Here is a 14,719-nt window from a genome sequence, read left to right on the forward strand (position 1 = left end):
ATAGATTTCGCGGAGAACCAGCTATTTCCCGGCTTGATTGGCCTTTCACCCCTAAACACAAGTCATCCGATAATTTTTCAACATTAAACGGTTCGGTCCTCCAGTGCGTGTTACCGCACCTTCAACCTGCTCATGCCTAGATCGCCGGGTTTCGGGTCTAATCCAACATACTCAGTCGCCCTATTCAGACTCGCTTTCGCTTCGCCTACACCTAACGGCTTAAGCTCGCATGCTAGATTAAGTCACTGACCCATTATGCAAGAGGTACGCTGTCACCCCCTAAAGAGGCTCCAACTGCTTGTAAGCATTCGGTTTCAGGTACTGTTTCACTCCCCTAATCGGGGTGCTTTTCACCTTTCCCTCACGGTACTGTGTTCGCTATCGGTCATGTACGAGTATTTAGGCTTGGAGGGTGGTCCCCCCATGTTCAGACAGGATTTCACGTGTCCCGCCCTACTCTAGTCCTTCTTCATCACTTTCGCATACGGGGCTGTCACCCGCTACGGCCACACTTTCCAGAGTGTTCTGCTAGTTGAAAAGAAGGCACTGGCCTGGTCCCGGTTCGCTCGCCACTACTACGGGAATCTCTGTTGATGTCTTTTCCTCCAGGTACTGAGATGTTTCAGTTCCCCGGGTTCGCTTCACCAAGCCTATTTTATTCAGCTCGGTGATACCTTATCCACCTCGCCCAGACAGCCCGAAAGCCAACTGGAAGAAATGGTGAAGGTGGGTTTCCCCATTCGGAAATCGCCGGATCAAAGTTTGCTCACAACTCCCCGACGCTTATCGCAGCGTGCCACGTCCTTCTTCGCCTGTACATGCCAAGGCATCCACCAAATGCTCTTACCTCACGCTTGAGAATCCACACTATCAACGACAAGCCTGCATAGAACTTGCCGCTTCTCGATAATGCAGAAAATTATCTCAGCCAGATAATCAATTTGATTAATGTGATGATATGCGCCGCCTTGCCCACAAACCCAAAGGCCCGCGCCAAAACGACGATACCGCCACGGCATCGATTTAAAAACCCATTCACAATGTCAAAGATCGGCAATCCCATGCAAAACATGGCGATCGCCTAATCCGCACACCGATCACTCGGGGCGGAATACGCTTTCGTTTCATCTATCGGATATCAGAGCGTCAGCGGCTTATCGCGACGCCAGTGTGTCCCTGACCAGGTGGGTACCTGGTGGAGCCTATCGGGATCGAACCGATGACCCCCTGCTTGCAAAGCAGGTGCTCTCCCAGCTGAGCTAAGGCCCCTTAAGGTAAATGGTGGGCCTGAGTGGATTCGAACCACTGACCTCACCCTTATCAGGGGTGCGCTCTAACCAACTGAGCTACAGGCCCACACCACCGCATCCGGCCGCCATTCCCAAAGGAAAAGGCTGCCGCAAACGGGCGTGAGCCGGCTCAGGCACACAGCTCGCAAACACATCAGCGCTGCAAGCTGTATCCGATTGATGAAAGGACATGAGGACGACGGCAATGTTCTTTAGAAAGCCACGAAGCACTTCCAGAGACAAGCCCTGACGCTTTCGTGAATATCCTTAGAAAGGAGGTGATCCAGCCGCAGGTTCCCCTACGGCTACCTTGTTACGACTTCACCCCAGTCGCTAAACCCACTGTGGTCGCCTGCCTCCCTTGCGGGTTAGCTCAACGCCTTCGAGTGAATCCAACTCCCATGGTGTGACGGGCGGTGTGTACAAGGCCTGGGAACGTATTCACCGCGGCATGCTGATCCGCGATTACTAGCGATTCCGCCTTCATGCCCTCGAGTTGCAGAGGACAATCCGAACTGAGACATCTTTTGGAGATTAGCGCGTCCTTGCGGAGTAGCTGCCCACTGTAGATGCCATTGTAGCACGTGTGTAGCCCAGCCTGTAAGGGCCATGAGGACTTGACGTCATCCCCACCTTCCTCCGGCTTATCACCGGCAGTTTCCTTAAAGTGCCCAACTAAATGATGGCAACTAAGGACGAGGGTTGCGCTCGTTGCGGGACTTAACCCAACATCTCACGACACGAGCTGACGACAGCCATGCAGCACCTGTCACTAGGTCCCCGAAGGGAAGAAATCTGTCTCCAGAAGTCGTCCTAGGATGTCAAAGGCTGGTAAGGTTCTGCGCGTTGCTTCGAATTAAACCACATGCTCCACCGCTTGTGCAGGCCCCCGTCAATTCCTTTGAGTTTTAATCTTGCGACCGTACTCCCCAGGCGGATAACTTAATGCGTTAGCTGCGTCACTCAAGCTCTATGAGCCCGAACAACTAGTTATCATCGTTTACGGCGTGGACTACCAGGGTATCTAATCCTGTTTGCTCCCCACGCTTTCGCACCTCAGCGTCAATACTTGTCCAGCGAGTCGCCTTCGCCACTGGTGTTCTTCCGAATATCTACGAATTTCACCTCTACACTCGGAATTCCACTCGCCTCTCCAAGATTCTAGCTTCCCAGTTTCAAGGGCAGTTCCGGGGTTGAGCCCCGGGATTTCACCCCTGACTTAAAAAGCCGCCTACGTGCGCTTTACGCCCAGTAATTCCGAACAACGCTAGCTCCCTCCGTATTACCGCGGCTGCTGGCACGGAGTTAGCCGGAGCTTATTCTCCCGATACTGTCATTATCATCTCGGGTAAAAGAGCTTTACAACCCTAAGGCCTTCATCACTCACGCGGCATTGCTGGATCAGGCTTTCGCCCATTGTCCAATATTCCCCACTGCTGCCTCCCGTAGGAGTCTGGGCCGTGTCTCAGTCCCAGTGTGGCTGATCATCCTCTCAGACCAGCTAAAGATCGTCGCCTTGGTAGGCCTTTACCCCACCAACTAGCTAATCTTACGCGGGCCCATCTAATGGCGATAAATCTTTGGTCCGAAGACATTATCCGGTATTAGCAGTAATTTCTCACTGTTATTCCGAACCAAAAGGCAGGTTCCCACGCGTTACGCACCCGTGCGCCACTAACCCCGAAGGGTTCGTTCGACTTGCATGTGTTAGGCATGCCGCCAGCGTTCGTTCTGAGCCAGGATCAAACTCTCAAGTTGTGTCACACACCAAACCAGCGCGAGGATAAATCCCCACCAACCAGTCCGGCATGAGCTGCAAGGAGCCAATACCTGCTGTCAAACGTAATGGATACGAATGAACATGCTTAACATCTGCCGCAACCGTGGTGGTCGCAACAAACGCGGCATCGGCTTAAATTAACCGGTACCCGGAGCCTTGAGGTCCCCAGACCGGGCGCCGTCGCCCACATGTCCCTTCATCAAAAATCAACAATGTCAAAGAACCACCAGACAGTAATAGCGGACAGCCATGCTACCCCCGATCTATACCGAGGAACCGGCTATCCGTTTATGTTGGCGACCAACCCAGGCACTACAGCTAAAACCGTCTGCGCCGCGTCGGTGAAGCCCATCTAGGTCGACCAACAGATTCGGTCAAGACCGTTTTTGCAATTTTGTTTCAACCAATCCCACAAATGACGCAAATCGCCCATTTTCTGGTACAGCCCTGCGACAGGACCCAGCCTCGCTAACGTTGGAAGCCCTACCATGTCAGCGTAGAGCCGGCCTATTTTGCCTGTTCTCAAACCCAAGCAGATGGGATCTGGTTGCGACCAATAAGCGTCCAACCCGACACGCCCGGCTCAGCCAACGCTGTAGCGTGCCTTGCGATAGCGACGCCGCAGGCCCACATCGCCACTCATGCCGCCAGAAACCTCGACACCCACCGATCCCTCCTCCGCCAAGACCGGCCTTCCGCGCGACGTAGAAAGCTGGGCGACGCTCAAACGGTTCCTGCCCTACTTATGGCCCAAGGATAATACCGGCCTTAGGATCCGCATCGCTGTAGCGATGACCCTGGTTCTTGCGGCTAAGGGCGTCACGCTCGCCCTTCCCTTTGCCTACAAGGGCGCCGTTGACGCCATGTCAGCAACAGGAACAATTGCGAGCGATGGTGCAACTGTGGCCCTAGCGCTCGTCGCAGCCTATGCGCTGGGCCGCTTTACGTCGGTTGCTTTCGATAACCTTCGCAATATTGCTTTTGAGCGGGTGGGCCAGGTTGCGACGTTGCACCTGGCGGAGGACGTGTTCCACCGCCTCCACCGCCTGTCCTTACGCTTCCACCTTGCGCGGCGCACGGGCGAGGTCACCAAGATCATCGAGCGCGGAACCAAGAGCATCGATCAGATGCTGTATTTCCTGCTGTTCAACATCGCGCCCACCATTTTTGAACTGATCGCGGTCGGCGTCATCTTCTACATCAATTTCGGCATTGAACTGGTGGCGGCCACGGCTGTGACTGTCGTCGCCTATGTATGGGTGACCCGTGCGATCACCGAGTGGCGCACCAAGCTGCGGCGTGAGATGAACGATCTTGACGGCAAAGCGCTGCACCGCGCGGTGGACTCCTTGTTGAATTACGAGACAGTAAAGTACTTCAGCGCCGAATCCCGTGAAGAAGCCCGCTACTCACAAGCCGCACGTGCCTACGCCGAAGCGGCGGTGAAGTCCGAAAACTCTGTTGGCCTGCTCAACATGGCGCAATCTGTCATCACCAATGCGCTTGTGGGCGCCGCCATGGCCTACACCGTTTGGGGATGGAGCACGGGCGCACTGACAGTGGGCGATCTCGTGCTGGTCAATTCCCTGCTGATCCAGCTGTTCCGCCCGCTGGATGTGCTGGGCTGGGTGTACCGCACAATCCGCCAGGGCCTGATCGACATGGGTGAGATGTTCCGCCTGATCGACACCGACATCGAAGTGAAGGACAAGCCGGGCGCACCTGCTCTGATTGTCCGCAAGCCGATGGTGGCATTTAAGAATGTCACCTTTGGCTATGATCCTGGCCGCACGATCCTCAACGGCCTCAGTTTCGAGGTGCCGGCCGGAAGCACCACCGCGATCGTCGGGCCTTCGGGTGCGGGCAAGAGCACAATCGGGCGGTTGCTGTTCCGCTTCTACGATCCGCAACAAGGCCGCGTGCTGGTGGGGGGCGAGGACATTGCCTCCGTACTTCAGGATAGTGTGCGCGCCGCGATCGGTATCGTGCCGCAGGACACCGTGCTGTTTAACGAAAGCCTTGCCTACAACATCGGCTACGGCGCGGAAGGGGCGGATCATGACCGGATCATGCAGGCCGCACGTGATGCCGCGCTCACACCGCTGATCGAGCGCCTGCCCGATGGCTTCGATACGATGGTGGGGGAACGCGGATTGAAGCTTTCCGGCGGGGAAAAGCAGCGCGTTGCGATTGCCCGAACGCTGGTCAAGAACCCGCCGATCCTACTGCTGGACGAAGCGACCAGCGCATTGGACACCCGCACCGAACAGGAGATCCTCGGTACGCTGAAACGCATTGCGCAGGGCCGCACGACAATTGCGATTGCGCACCGGCTTTCCACCATTGCGGACGCCGACAACATTCTGGTGCTCGACCAGGGCCGCCTGGTGGAAAGCGGCAATCACGGCACATTGTTGAAGCGCGGCGGACTTTATGCCGACATGTGGGCGCGGCAGGCGAACGAGCGCAGCAGTGATGATGTCGCGGTCGATGCAGAGGCGGCCGAATAGACGCGAAACCGTCCGCCGGGCAGGATTGCCCAGCTGCCAGGCTGCCGTTACGTCTCTTTCCCTTGCTCCCGTCCGCGGGAAGACTTTGGAGAGAGATCCGCTCATGCGTCATGTTTCGTTGCTTGCCCTCCTGCTGGCCACCGCTGCCACGCCCGCCGCTGCACAGTCTGCAACCGCTGCGGACGCTGCCATTCCGATTCCCGCCGCGCTGACAGCCGAGGACATGCCGCCGATCCCCTTGGACATGGCCGCAGGCGCCCGCCCCTATCTCGAAGCGCGCGGCGCAGGCTTTGCCGGGTGGGATCCCAACACCCGCGCCGTGCTGATTGCCACCCGCTTTGCCAACACCAACCAGCTTCACCGGGTCGAAGCCCCACTGGGTGCCCGCAGCCAGATCAGCTTTGAAGCCGAGCCCGTGCGCGGCTCCTATGCGCCGGGCCGGGGCGATATTATCGTTGTCAGCAAGGATCGCGGCGGAGATGAATATTTCCAGCTCCACAGCTTGAAGGACGGCCGCCTGACACTGCTGACCGATGGCAAGAGCCGCAACCAGATCAACGCCTGGAGCAAGGATGGCGCGCTGATCGGCTACAGCTCGACCCGCCGCAACGGCGTGGACTCCGATCTCTACGTCATGGACCCGCGCGATCCGTCCACGGCGCGCATGGTCCATGAAAGTCAGGGCGACGGATGGTACATTGCCGCGTTTTCGCCCGACAAGCGCACGGCCTACGCTGCCAAATACAATTCGGTGCAGGACGTGGATCTCTACCGGCTTGATCTTGCGACCGGAACCATGACCCCGTTCGGAGACACCGCGTCCGAAATTGCTTATGGCGGCCTGGCCGTTGCTGCCGATGGCGTCTTGTGGGTCACAAGCGATCAGGGGTCGGATTTCCAGCGTCTGGGCCGGCTTGACACCGCCTCGGGAGCTTTCAGCCCCGTCTCGCAGGAGGCCTGGGATGTCGACAGTTTCGCCATTTCCGATGACGGCAAGACAATCGCCTACGAAGTCAACGAAGCCGGGTCCGACCGGCTGCGCATTCTTGATGTCGTCACCGGCCAGATTACCAAGGTCGATGCCCTCCCCGCCGGCCAGATCGGCGGCATCGAAATCGCGCCGTGGGGCGAAATCGGTTTCAGCTTTTCCAGCGCCAAGAGCGCGGCCGATGTGTGGTCGCTTGACCCCAAGACAATGCAACTGACCCGCTGGACGCAAAGCGAAACCGGCGGCCTCGACACGCAAGCGAACGTCGAACCCAGGATCGTGACCACCACAAGCTTTGACGGGCTGGAAGTGTCTGGCCTGCTGTATCTGCCCGATCCGGCGAAGTTCCCCGGCAAACGCCCGCTCATCGTATCTGTCCATGGCGGGCCGGAGGGCCAAAGCACGGCAGGCTTCATGGGCCGCAATAACTATCATCTCAACGGGCTGGGCATCGGTATCTTCTACCCCAACGTGCGCGGATCCACCGGGTACGGCAAAACATTCGTCAGCCTCGACAACGGCCCCTTTAAGCGCGAGGATTCCGTGCGCGACATGGCCGCGCTGATTGATGCCGTGCGGGCCGATCCGGCGGTCGACCCAGCGCGCATCGGCCTGTCGGGCGGATCTTACGGCGGCTATATGTGCTATGCCGCAGCCGTGCAGCTTAAGGACAAGCTGAGCGCGACCCAATGCACTGTCGCCATCAGCAATTTCGTCAGCTTCCTCGAAAACACCAACCCCTACCGGCAAGACCTGCGCCGTGTGGAGTATGGCGACGAGCGTGATCCGGCGCAGCGCGCCAAGCTGACCGAAATCAGTCCGCTGACCCGCGTGAACGAGATCGAAAAGCCGATGTTCGTCATCACCGGCGCGAATGATCCGCGGGTGCCCAAATCCGAAGCCGATCAGATGGTCGCCGCGATCCGGGCCAATGGAAGCGAGGCGTGGCATCTGGTCGCCGCCGATGAAGGCCACGGTTTCGCCAAGAAGGCCAATTCTGACTACGCCTTCTTGGCGCAACTGGTGTTCTGGAAGAAGCATCTGCTGGGCGAGTAAGCCTGTGCGTCTCCCCCTGTTGGAGACACATGAGACACTGGCCAGAAACGGAAAAAAGATGGCTCCCAAACCTCGCGCAACACCATGCGGCAGGAGCGGGGCGAGCATATTCATACAGGCCGGACTGGCACCACCGCGCCCGGTAGGAAAGCGCTCTATCCCCCGCCGCAGGCAGAGAGTTCGGACAGAACGGCAAGCGCCTCGTCACGCCGCTGCCATGGCACGAGCAGGTGATCGTGGTGAAAGCCTGCAACCACGTTGCAGGCGATGCCCCGCTCGGCCAGCGCAGACGCCACCGCCGCAGTCAGCCCCACACCCGTCAAGGCGGAGTGCACCATCAAGGTGATGCGGGCAAAATCGCCGCTTTCGTGAGGGACAATTGCGGTTACCCCTTCACCCTCGCGGATCAGCGCGAATGCATCGGCAGGCGACTCGCCTTCAAGCAGAACAAAGCGCCAGGCCTGCCCATCCAGTACCGGGGCCATGCCCGCCAGCATCCCGGCAAGGTCACTGACCGGGCCGCCTGCCATTACAGGATATACTTGCTCAGATCGGTATTGCTCGCCAGCCCTGCCAGCCGCGCATTCACATAGGCAGCATCAATCGTGATCGTCTCACCGGTATGATCCTCAGCCTCAAAGCTGATCTCTTCCAGCAGCCGTTCCATCACGGTCTGAAGCCGCCGCGCCCCGATGTTTTCGACTGTCGCATTCACTTGCGCTGCGATCCGCGCAATCTCGGGGATCGCATCATCGGCAAATTCCAGCGTCACCTGTTCCGTGCCCAGCAACGCCTTGTACTGCGCGACCAGGTTGGCGCGCGTTTCACTCAGGATGCGCACAAAGTCGGCTTCCGTCAGCGCGCGCAGCTCGACCCGGATCGGCAAGCGGCCCTGCAATTCGGGCAGCATATCCGAAGGCTTGGCGACATGGAACGCGCCGCTGGCGATGAACAGCACATGGTCCGTCTTCATCGGACCATATTTGGTGGCAACCGTAGTGCCCTCGATCAGCGGCAGCAGATCGCGTTGCACGCCTTCGCGCGACACCGAGCCGCCGCGCACGTCGCTGACGGCGATCTTGTCGATCTCGTCGAGAAACACGATCCCGTTGGTTTCGGCATTATGGAGCGCCGCGCGGGCGACATCGTCCTGATCGAGCCGCTTGTCGGCTTCCTCCTCGACCAGCCGGTCCCACGCATCGGGCACGCGAAGCTTCTGGCGGCGCGTGTTCTTGCGGCCCAGCGCCTTGCCCATCATGTCGGAGAGGTCGATCATCCCCATCTGTCCGCCCATGTTACCCATGTCGAACGGCGCCGCTGGCGTATCGCGCACTTCGATCTCGACCTCGACATCATTCATCGCGTTCTGGGTAATCCGCTGACGGAAACTGGCGCGGGTGGCCTCTGAGGCGTTGTCGCCCACAAGTGCGGTCAGCAGCCGATCCATTGCGGCCTCAGATGCCGCTTCGCGGACCTTTTCCCGAAGGCGTTCTTTCTCCAGCCGGATCGCATCTTCGACCAAGTCACGCGCGATCTGTTCAACATCGCGCCCGACATAGCCGACTTCAGTGAACTTGGTCGCCTCCACCTTGATGAAGGGCGCTTCGGCAAGCTTGGCCAGACGCCGGCTGATTTCGGTTTTGCCGCAGCCCGTGGGGCCGATCATCAAAATGTTCTTGGGCGTCACTTCGTCGCGCAGGTCCGCGCCCAGCCGCTGGCGCCTCCACCGATTGCGCAGCGCCACCGCGACCGCGCGCTTGGCATCGGCCTGGCCGATGATGTGTTCGTCGAGCGCGGCGACAATCGCCTTGGGAGTCAGGTTTTCAGTCATGATGTTCCAGGGAAATTGAGGGGTATCAGACGGTCTCGACCGTCAGGTTGCCGTTGGTGAAGACACAGATCTCCGCGGCGACCGCCATGGCCTTGCGGGCGATGGTTTCGGCGTCGGCCTCGTAGTCGGCAATTGCACGGGCGGCGGCGAGCGCAAAATTGCCACCTGATCCGATCGCGGCGATTTCGCCCATCGGCTCCAGCACGTCGCCATTGCCGGTCAGCACCAGCAGCGTATCGTGATCAGCGACAATCATCAGCGCTTCAAGGTTGCGCAAAAACTTGTCGGTGCGCCAATCTTTGGCCAGCTCCACGCTCGCCCGCATCAGTTGGCCCTGATATTGCTCAAGCTTCTTTTCAAGCCGCTCAAACAGAGTGAAGGCATCCGCGGTTGCGCCAGCAAAACCAGCAATCACGCTACCGTCGCCCAGCCGCCGCACCTTGCGGGCATTGGGCTTCATCACTGTGTTGCCCATCGATACCTGACCGTCGCCGGCGATCACGGTGGTGCCTGCGCGGCGGACGCCGATAATGGTGGTTCCGTGCCACTGGATCAGGCCGTGGCTGGCGTGTTCGCTTGTCATGCAGGGGAATATGGCGCGCCTTCCCTCAGGATCAAGCGCGCTGGCCAGGCGATTATGGGGGTCAGGCGATTATGGGCCGCCCGGTCCACCACCACCCGGCAGGCCACCGCCGCCAACCTGCCCGATGTTGCCGAACAGGTCTTCCAGGAAGCCACGTTCACGCCCGAGCGTTGGGGTCTTGTTACCGTTCGGATCGAGGAACACGACGTTTTCCATGCCGCTGCGCTTGACCTCTGCCACACGCCCGGCTTCGTCAAAGGTCACGGAAAGCACGGTATGGTCCTGAATGCGCGGACGGCTGAAGGGGCGCTGACCTGTAATGCTGGACACATAATACCACGTCGGGGTGCCGTACTGGCTCATGAACGTCGGACGCCCAAGGGTGCCTTCCACCGATTGCTGGTTGTCGATTTGTGGCTGAATCGCGTTGCTGAGCAGCGGATCGACAATGTAGCCCCGTGATTCGCGGATTGCCGAACACGCCGGCAGCATCGCCGCCACGCCTGCCAGCAGCACCGCGCTTCGGAGCTTGCGCCAGCTCACATTCATCGCGCTGGCCCATTTCACATTCGCGTTTATCTGCGCCAAAGCGTCTCAATCCCGTCCTGCATTCGCGCACACTCGCGCATTTGTCCCTTGGGGCAGGTGCTTTAAGGGGCTAGGCGCAAGCTTGCAACGCACCATATGACGCATCGGTGAGACAACCCGCTTGAACAGCGGTTGAACGCATCCGCGCTTCGTGCGTTGGCGTAAGACGAACGGTGTGCGATCATACATTTTCGTCACGAGACAATTGCCTGAAAGGCCTATTTTCATGTCCTTCCTCTCCCGCCTGCTCGGTACCGAACCTGACCCGCGCGAAAATGTGCGCCCCTTGTGGCACCGCGTGATCGAATTGGCGCGCGATTCGGCCTATTATGCCGAATGCAACGTGGCGGATTCGATTGCCGGGCGGTTTGACATGATTACCGCGGTTCTGAGCACTGTAATTGTCCGGATCGAAGCCTCGGAAATGCGGACAGAAAGCGCGTTGCTGGCCGAATTGTTCGTCGAGGACATGGACGGCCAGTTGCGCGAATTCGGCGTTAATGATGTGGTTGTGGGCAAGCGTATCGGCAAGCTGATGAGCGTGCTGGGCGGACGCCTCGGTGCCTATCGCAGCGCGCTGAACGCGGGCGACATGGAAAAGCTGATCGGCGCGATCCAGCGCAATGTGACCTTCGTCGAAGGCGCTGACGAAGGCGAAAGCGCCCGTGCCGTGGCCAGCCGGGTGATGAAACTGTTTGAACGGCTGGGACGTTTTTCTGACGAAGAAATGCTGAAAGCGAACGCAATCTGGTGAACGCCCCCCTGCCTCCGTCAGAGCTTACCCGCATGGTCAAGGCGCGCCCGCTGTCGGGTGAAGCGGTAGTGATCGAAGCCACCGCGGCCGAGCGTGCTGCCCTTGCCTCACGGTTCGGATTGGACGCAGTTGAAAGCGTGCGGGCCGAAATTGCGCTCGGACAAAAACCGCGCGCGATCCGTGTGACCGGGCGGCTCAGGGCTGCGGTCCTGCAACCGTGTGCCATCAGCGGCGAGCCCTTCCCCGTCACCATCGACGAGCCGGTCGACCTCAGATTTGTCGAAGAAACCGTGCGCCCTGTGGCCGAAGGAGACGAAATCGAACTCGAAGCCGATGATTGCGACGAGATCGCCTACAACGGCGACATGTTCGATCTTGGCGAAGCCGTCGCACAAACGCTGGGCCTTGCTATCGATCCCTACGCGGAAGGCCCGAACGCGGACGCTGCACGGGCCGCTGCGGGAATTGTGGCGGAAGGCGAGCAGGACGGGCCCCTAGCCGCACTGCTGTCAGGGCTCAAAAGGGATTGAGTGGTCACTTGTTCTCGCCCGCCTTCCATGGGTTTGCGAACAGCTCCTCAACCGGCACTTCGAAAAAGGCCGCCATGCGATAGGCCATCGGCAGCGAGGGATCATATTTGTCGGCCTCGATCGCGATCACCGTCTGGCGCGAGATTTCCAGCCGATCGGCCAAGTCGGCCTGATTGAGACCTTGCGCCTTACGCAGGTCGCGAAGGCAGTTCTTCACTCTGATTGCCCTCGGCCGCGCAGGCGCCACACCAGCGAGACGCCCACGAATCCGGCAAATTGGGACACAAACAAATAGATCGCGCCAAGGCTCATATCGCTGTGGCGGCCAAAAAACACCGCCAGATAGATCAGCATGGCGAGCGCGCCGCAGGTGCCGCCCCAATACCAGCTGACGAGTTGTCCGTGCTGTTGCAGATCATCGGTCTTGCGCCACCACAGCCAGCCCGCAGCCATGACCAATGCGCCCGCCCCGAGTAATAGCGGGAACAGCAGCGCGGCATCGGGGCTAGCCTCAGCCGCAGGAACGGTTTTTCCAATGATGACCCCCGCCAGCGCTGCCGCGCCAAAGGCCAGCGCGCAGAGCAACCAATATTTCGTTCGGTATGACATGGCCCGAAGCTCCGTGTTCACAAGATCGATGTCCAGAGGTTTTTACATTTCGTCGCAAATGTCAAAAACTTTTTACATCAGCCCAACGCAAAAACCCCGCAACTGCTTGCGGGGCTTGCCTGTGATCATGCCGATTTATGGCGGGATCAAAACGGAATATCGTCGTCCAGATCGTCATAGCCGCCGCCTGCGCCGCCGGAGGGCCCGCCGCTGAAGTTGCCGCCCGATCCGCCCGACGCGCCGCCGCCTTGATCCCAGTTGCTCCCACCACCGGCATTGCCACCGCCGCCGCCAAAGCCACCCGACCGGCTGCCCATACCGCCACCGCCGCTGCCGCCACCGCCGCCCATACCGCCGCCCGATGCGCCATCAAGCATGGTGAGCGTGCCGCCGAGGCCCTGAATCACGATTTCGGTGCTGTACCGGTCTTGCCCGTTCTGATCCTGCCACTTGCGCGTCTGGAGCTTGCCTTCGACGAATACTTTGCTGCCCTTCTTGAGGTAGCGTTCGACCACGCTGACCAGCCCTTCAGAAAAGATCGCGACCGTGTGCCATTCGGTCTTTTCCTTGCGCTCGCCGGTGTTCTTGTCTTTCCACTGTTCGGACGTGGCGATCCGCAGGTTTGCAACCTTGCCGCCGTTCTGAAAGCTGCGGATTTCGGGATCAGCCCCGAGATTGCCAATCAGCATGACCTTGTTGAGCGAACCCGCCATCGAAATACCCTTCCCGTCAATGTCTTGATGCCGCTGGCGCACGATGGCCTGCGAATCCGAGTCGGGCAATAGGCCAGCTTGCGCGCGGGTGCACCAACGCCTTGGCCTTTACCCACCGCTGCGCGTGCCTAGTTACCGGGCCGGGTAACGCAGTCGCCCCAGAAACCGCGTCAGGCTTGGCAATTCACGGTCCTTGCCCGTGAGCTGCGCCTTGACCTTTTCAAACTTCATCACGCCGTCTAACCGCCGGTCAAGGAAGGCGTAGGTCTCTGCCTTGCCTTCGCTTTCGTCGTTCACGAATACCGCCAGCGTGGCCGAATAGATGCCCGCCAGGATCGCGCGTTTGGTGTAATGATTGTAATCAGTGGCGGTGTCGCCTGCCAGCCGCCACATGATGTCGGCCAAACCCCAGCCCAGTTTCAGCGATCGGCGCACGTTCTGCGGCTGCGCCATCACGGCCAGTGCGCGGCGCACCGCTTCGTCGATGTGCGCGACCGCTTCCAGCCGGAAGCCGACCAGTGCTCGGATCCGAGCGCGGATTTTCATGGTGGCGAGGCGCTCTGCTGGCCATTCCGCCTCCATCGCCTGATCGACGCTGGCAATCCACGCTTCGACCATGTCCATCGGCTTGGCGCCCGGAAAGGCGAGCCGGGCCACGTCAACATCGCATCCGGCCATTTCGGCTGCGGCGAGCAGCGCGGTTTCGTTCCAGCCATCAAAAATCGCAGACGCAGCAATATCGGGCGCAAGCGCGATGCGCAGTTCATCAAGCGTCAGGTCGGCAAAATCGGTCGTTATGGTCATGTCAGAAAGAAGGCCCGTAATCACGCTTGGTTCCCGCCGCTGTGCGCTTCGTATCAGCGTTGGCGAATTCCTGTTCCATCATCGTATTGCCGTTCATCAAGGCCATGTAGTCCCGCGCCGAGCGGCCCGAATTGTCGTTACGGTCCGGGTCTGCGCCTTTTTCCAGCAGCAGCCGTACCATCGCCACGTTGCGCGAATGCACAGCGGCAATCAGCGGTGTTTCCCCGGTCTGATCAGACACGTTGACGCTTGCCCCGCCATTGATCAGCGCTTCGACCCCTTCGGTAAAGCCCATCGCGGTCGCCAGCTGGAGCGGAGAAATGCCCCTCTTGTTGCGGATGTTCGGATCGGCGCCGCGCTGCAGCAGAAAGCGGATCCACAGCGCATCACTGCGCGCCACCACGATGTGCAAACCGGTATCGCCGCTGGTGATGTCGCGCGAATTGACGATTTGCGTACCGGGCTTGCTGAGCATCTCGGTCGCTTCGTCGCCTTCGCGATCCTTGACCGCTTCGAGAAACTTGTAGCCTTCCGATTGGAACTGCGCGACCGCCGGCGCGGCCAGCCCCAGCGCAAGAAGCGGCAGGATGGCACTGGCAATCCTCGCACGAGGCCCTAACTTGCGCAAAACATCGACGGCCACGGTTTGATCCTTTCGCATTTCCTGTCACACATCTGGTGTGT

General features: G+C 59.6%; 14 protein-coding genes, 2 tRNA genes and 2 rRNA genes (1 of these 18 cut by a window edge). 5 read left to right on the top strand and 13 right to left on the bottom strand.

Features of this window, described 5'->3' with window-relative positions:
- Window positions 1-857, bottom strand: a 23S ribosomal RNA gene (locus ACRANW_RS14785) (it extends 1,935 nt beyond the left edge of the window).
- A gap of 36 nt (window positions 858-893) precedes the next feature.
- On the opposite strand from ACRANW_RS14785, the gene ACRANW_RS14790 reads away from it, so the two are divergent.
- Window positions 894-1,085, top strand: coding sequence for a hypothetical protein (locus ACRANW_RS14790; RefSeq protein ID WP_479432510.1), 192 nt, complete (start codon window positions 894-896; stop codon window positions 1,083-1,085).
- Window positions 1,086-1,193: 108 nt separating this feature from the next.
- Here ACRANW_RS14790 and ACRANW_RS14795 read toward each other — a convergent pair.
- The 3 genes from ACRANW_RS14795 to ACRANW_RS14805 all read right to left on the bottom strand — a co-directional run bounded on the left by ACRANW_RS14795 (window position 1,194) and on the right by ACRANW_RS14805 (window position 3,047).
- Window positions 1,194-1,269: transfer RNA gene (locus ACRANW_RS14795), tRNA-Ala, on the bottom strand.
- Window positions 1,270-1,279: 10 nt separating this feature from the next.
- Window positions 1,280-1,356: transfer RNA gene (locus ACRANW_RS14800), tRNA-Ile, on the bottom strand.
- Between the two features lie 204 nt (window positions 1,357-1,560).
- Window positions 1,561-3,047: ribosomal RNA gene (locus ACRANW_RS14805) — 16S ribosomal RNA — on the bottom strand.
- Together the 16S and 23S rRNA genes with 2 tRNA genes alongside form the textbook arrangement of a ribosomal RNA operon.
- 663 nt (window positions 3,048-3,710) lie before the next feature.
- Between ACRANW_RS14805 and ACRANW_RS14810 the strand changes: the two genes are divergently transcribed.
- The gene (locus ACRANW_RS14810) at window positions 3,711-5,579 is read left to right on the top strand and encodes an ABCB family ABC transporter ATP-binding protein/permease (RefSeq protein ID WP_479432511.1); all 1,869 of its coding nucleotides are present in this window, start codon (window positions 3,711-3,713) and stop codon (window positions 5,577-5,579) included.
- A gap of 103 nt (window positions 5,580-5,682) precedes the next feature.
- On the top strand, window positions 5,683-7,623 hold the full coding sequence (locus ACRANW_RS14815) for a S9 family peptidase (RefSeq protein ID WP_479432512.1): 1,941 nt from the start codon (window positions 5,683-5,685) through the stop codon (window positions 7,621-7,623).
- A 155-nt stretch (window positions 7,624-7,778) separates the two neighbouring features.
- Here the strand turns inward: ACRANW_RS14815 and ACRANW_RS14820 are convergent, their stop codons facing one another.
- The 4 genes from ACRANW_RS14820 to ACRANW_RS14835 form a co-directional block, all read right to left on the bottom strand.
- Window positions 7,779-8,153, bottom strand: a complete 375-nt coding sequence (locus tag ACRANW_RS14820) for an ACT domain-containing protein (RefSeq protein ID WP_479432513.1) — start codon at window positions 8,151-8,153, stop codon at window positions 7,779-7,781.
- Complete coding sequence (gene hslU, locus ACRANW_RS14825; protein WP_479432514.1) at window positions 8,153-9,454, bottom strand: ATP-dependent protease ATPase subunit HslU; 1,302 nt, start codon at window positions 9,452-9,454, stop codon at window positions 8,153-8,155. Before hslU ends, ACRANW_RS14820 begins: the two co-directional genes overlap by 1 nt.
- Window positions 9,455-9,479: 25 nt before the next feature.
- Entirely contained in the window at window positions 9,480-10,037 is a 558-nt protein-coding gene (gene hslV / locus ACRANW_RS14830) for an ATP-dependent protease subunit HslV (protein ID WP_479432515.1), read from the bottom strand.
- 69 nt (window positions 10,038-10,106) lie between these two features.
- Window positions 10,107-10,586 (bottom strand): outer membrane protein assembly factor BamE, encoded by a 480-nt coding sequence (locus tag ACRANW_RS14835; protein ID WP_479433964.1) that lies wholly within the window; start codon window positions 10,584-10,586, stop codon window positions 10,107-10,109.
- Window positions 10,587-10,851: 265 nt separating this feature from the next.
- Between ACRANW_RS14835 and ACRANW_RS14840 the strand changes: the two genes are divergently transcribed.
- Window positions 10,852-11,379, top strand: a complete 528-nt coding sequence (locus ACRANW_RS14840) for a ubiquinol-cytochrome C chaperone family protein (RefSeq protein ID WP_479432516.1) — start codon at window positions 10,852-10,854, stop codon at window positions 11,377-11,379.
- Window positions 11,376-11,909 carry a YceD family protein gene (locus tag ACRANW_RS14845; RefSeq protein ID WP_479432517.1) on the top strand — a complete coding sequence of 178 codons (534 nt, stop codon included), beginning with the start codon at window positions 11,376-11,378 and terminating at the stop codon, window positions 11,907-11,909. The genes ACRANW_RS14840 and ACRANW_RS14845 overlap by 4 nt, the downstream gene beginning before the upstream one ends.
- Window positions 11,910-11,913: 4 nt before the next feature.
- Here ACRANW_RS14845 and ACRANW_RS14850 read toward each other — a convergent pair whose 3' ends face one another.
- From ACRANW_RS14850 to ACRANW_RS14870, 5 genes are all read right to left on the bottom strand, one after another.
- Window positions 11,914-12,126 (bottom strand): helix-turn-helix transcriptional regulator, encoded by a 213-nt coding sequence (locus ACRANW_RS14850; RefSeq protein ID WP_479432518.1) that lies wholly within the window; start codon window positions 12,124-12,126, stop codon window positions 11,914-11,916.
- Window positions 12,123-12,518 (bottom strand): hypothetical protein, encoded by a 396-nt coding sequence (locus ACRANW_RS14855; protein ID WP_479432519.1) that lies wholly within the window; start codon window positions 12,516-12,518, stop codon window positions 12,123-12,125. The genes ACRANW_RS14850 and ACRANW_RS14855 overlap by 4 nt, the downstream gene beginning before the upstream one ends.
- Window positions 12,519-12,664: 146 nt before the next feature.
- Complete coding sequence (gene ssb, locus ACRANW_RS14860) at window positions 12,665-13,231, bottom strand: single-stranded DNA-binding protein (RefSeq protein ID WP_479432520.1); 567 nt, start codon at window positions 13,229-13,231, stop codon at window positions 12,665-12,667.
- Window positions 13,232-13,363: 132 nt separating this feature from the next.
- Window positions 13,364-14,035: a COQ9 family protein gene (locus tag ACRANW_RS14865; protein WP_479432521.1), complete on the bottom strand. Its 672-nt coding sequence runs from the start codon at window positions 14,033-14,035 to the stop codon at window positions 13,364-13,366.
- Window position 14,036: 1 nt separating this feature from the next.
- Complete coding sequence (locus tag ACRANW_RS14870; protein ID WP_479432522.1) at window positions 14,037-14,678, bottom strand: ankyrin repeat domain-containing protein; 642 nt, start codon at window positions 14,676-14,678, stop codon at window positions 14,037-14,039.
- Window positions 14,679-14,719 lie beyond the last annotated feature (41 nt).

The organism is Erythrobacter sp. 'gip.4 top 5' (assembly GCF_056495765.1).

Bases quoted from the DNA above. Each gene is read 5' to 3' on its own strand.
- ACRANW_RS14810 (WP_479432511.1), top strand. From the start codon at position 3,711: ATGCCGCCAGAAACCTCGACACCCACCGATCCCTCCTCCGCCAAGACC.
- ACRANW_RS14815 (WP_479432512.1), top strand. From the start codon at position 5,683: ATGCGTCATGTTTCGTTGCTTGCCCTCCTGCTGGCCACCGCTGCCACG.
- ACRANW_RS14820 (WP_479432513.1), bottom strand. From the start codon at position 8,153: ATGGCAGGCGGCCCGGTCAGTGACCTTGCCGGGATGCTGGCGGGCATG.
- hslU (WP_479432514.1), bottom strand. From the start codon at position 9,454: ATGACTGAAAACCTGACTCCCAAGGCGATTGTCGCCGCGCTCGACGAA.
- hslV (WP_479432515.1), bottom strand. From the start codon at position 10,037: ATGACAAGCGAACACGCCAGCCACGGCCTGATCCAGTGGCACGGAACC.
- ACRANW_RS14835 (WP_479433964.1), bottom strand. From the start codon at position 10,586: ATGAATGTGAGCTGGCGCAAGCTCCGAAGCGCGGTGCTGCTGGCAGGC.
- ACRANW_RS14840 (WP_479432516.1), top strand. From the start codon at position 10,852: ATGTCCTTCCTCTCCCGCCTGCTCGGTACCGAACCTGACCCGCGCGAA.
- ACRANW_RS14855 (WP_479432519.1), bottom strand. From the start codon at position 12,518: ATGTCATACCGAACGAAATATTGGTTGCTCTGCGCGCTGGCCTTTGGC.
- ssb (WP_479432520.1), bottom strand. From the start codon at position 13,231: ATGGCGGGTTCGCTCAACAAGGTCATGCTGATTGGCAATCTCGGGGCT.
- ACRANW_RS14865 (WP_479432521.1), bottom strand. From the start codon at position 14,035: ATGACCATAACGACCGATTTTGCCGACCTGACGCTTGATGAACTGCGC.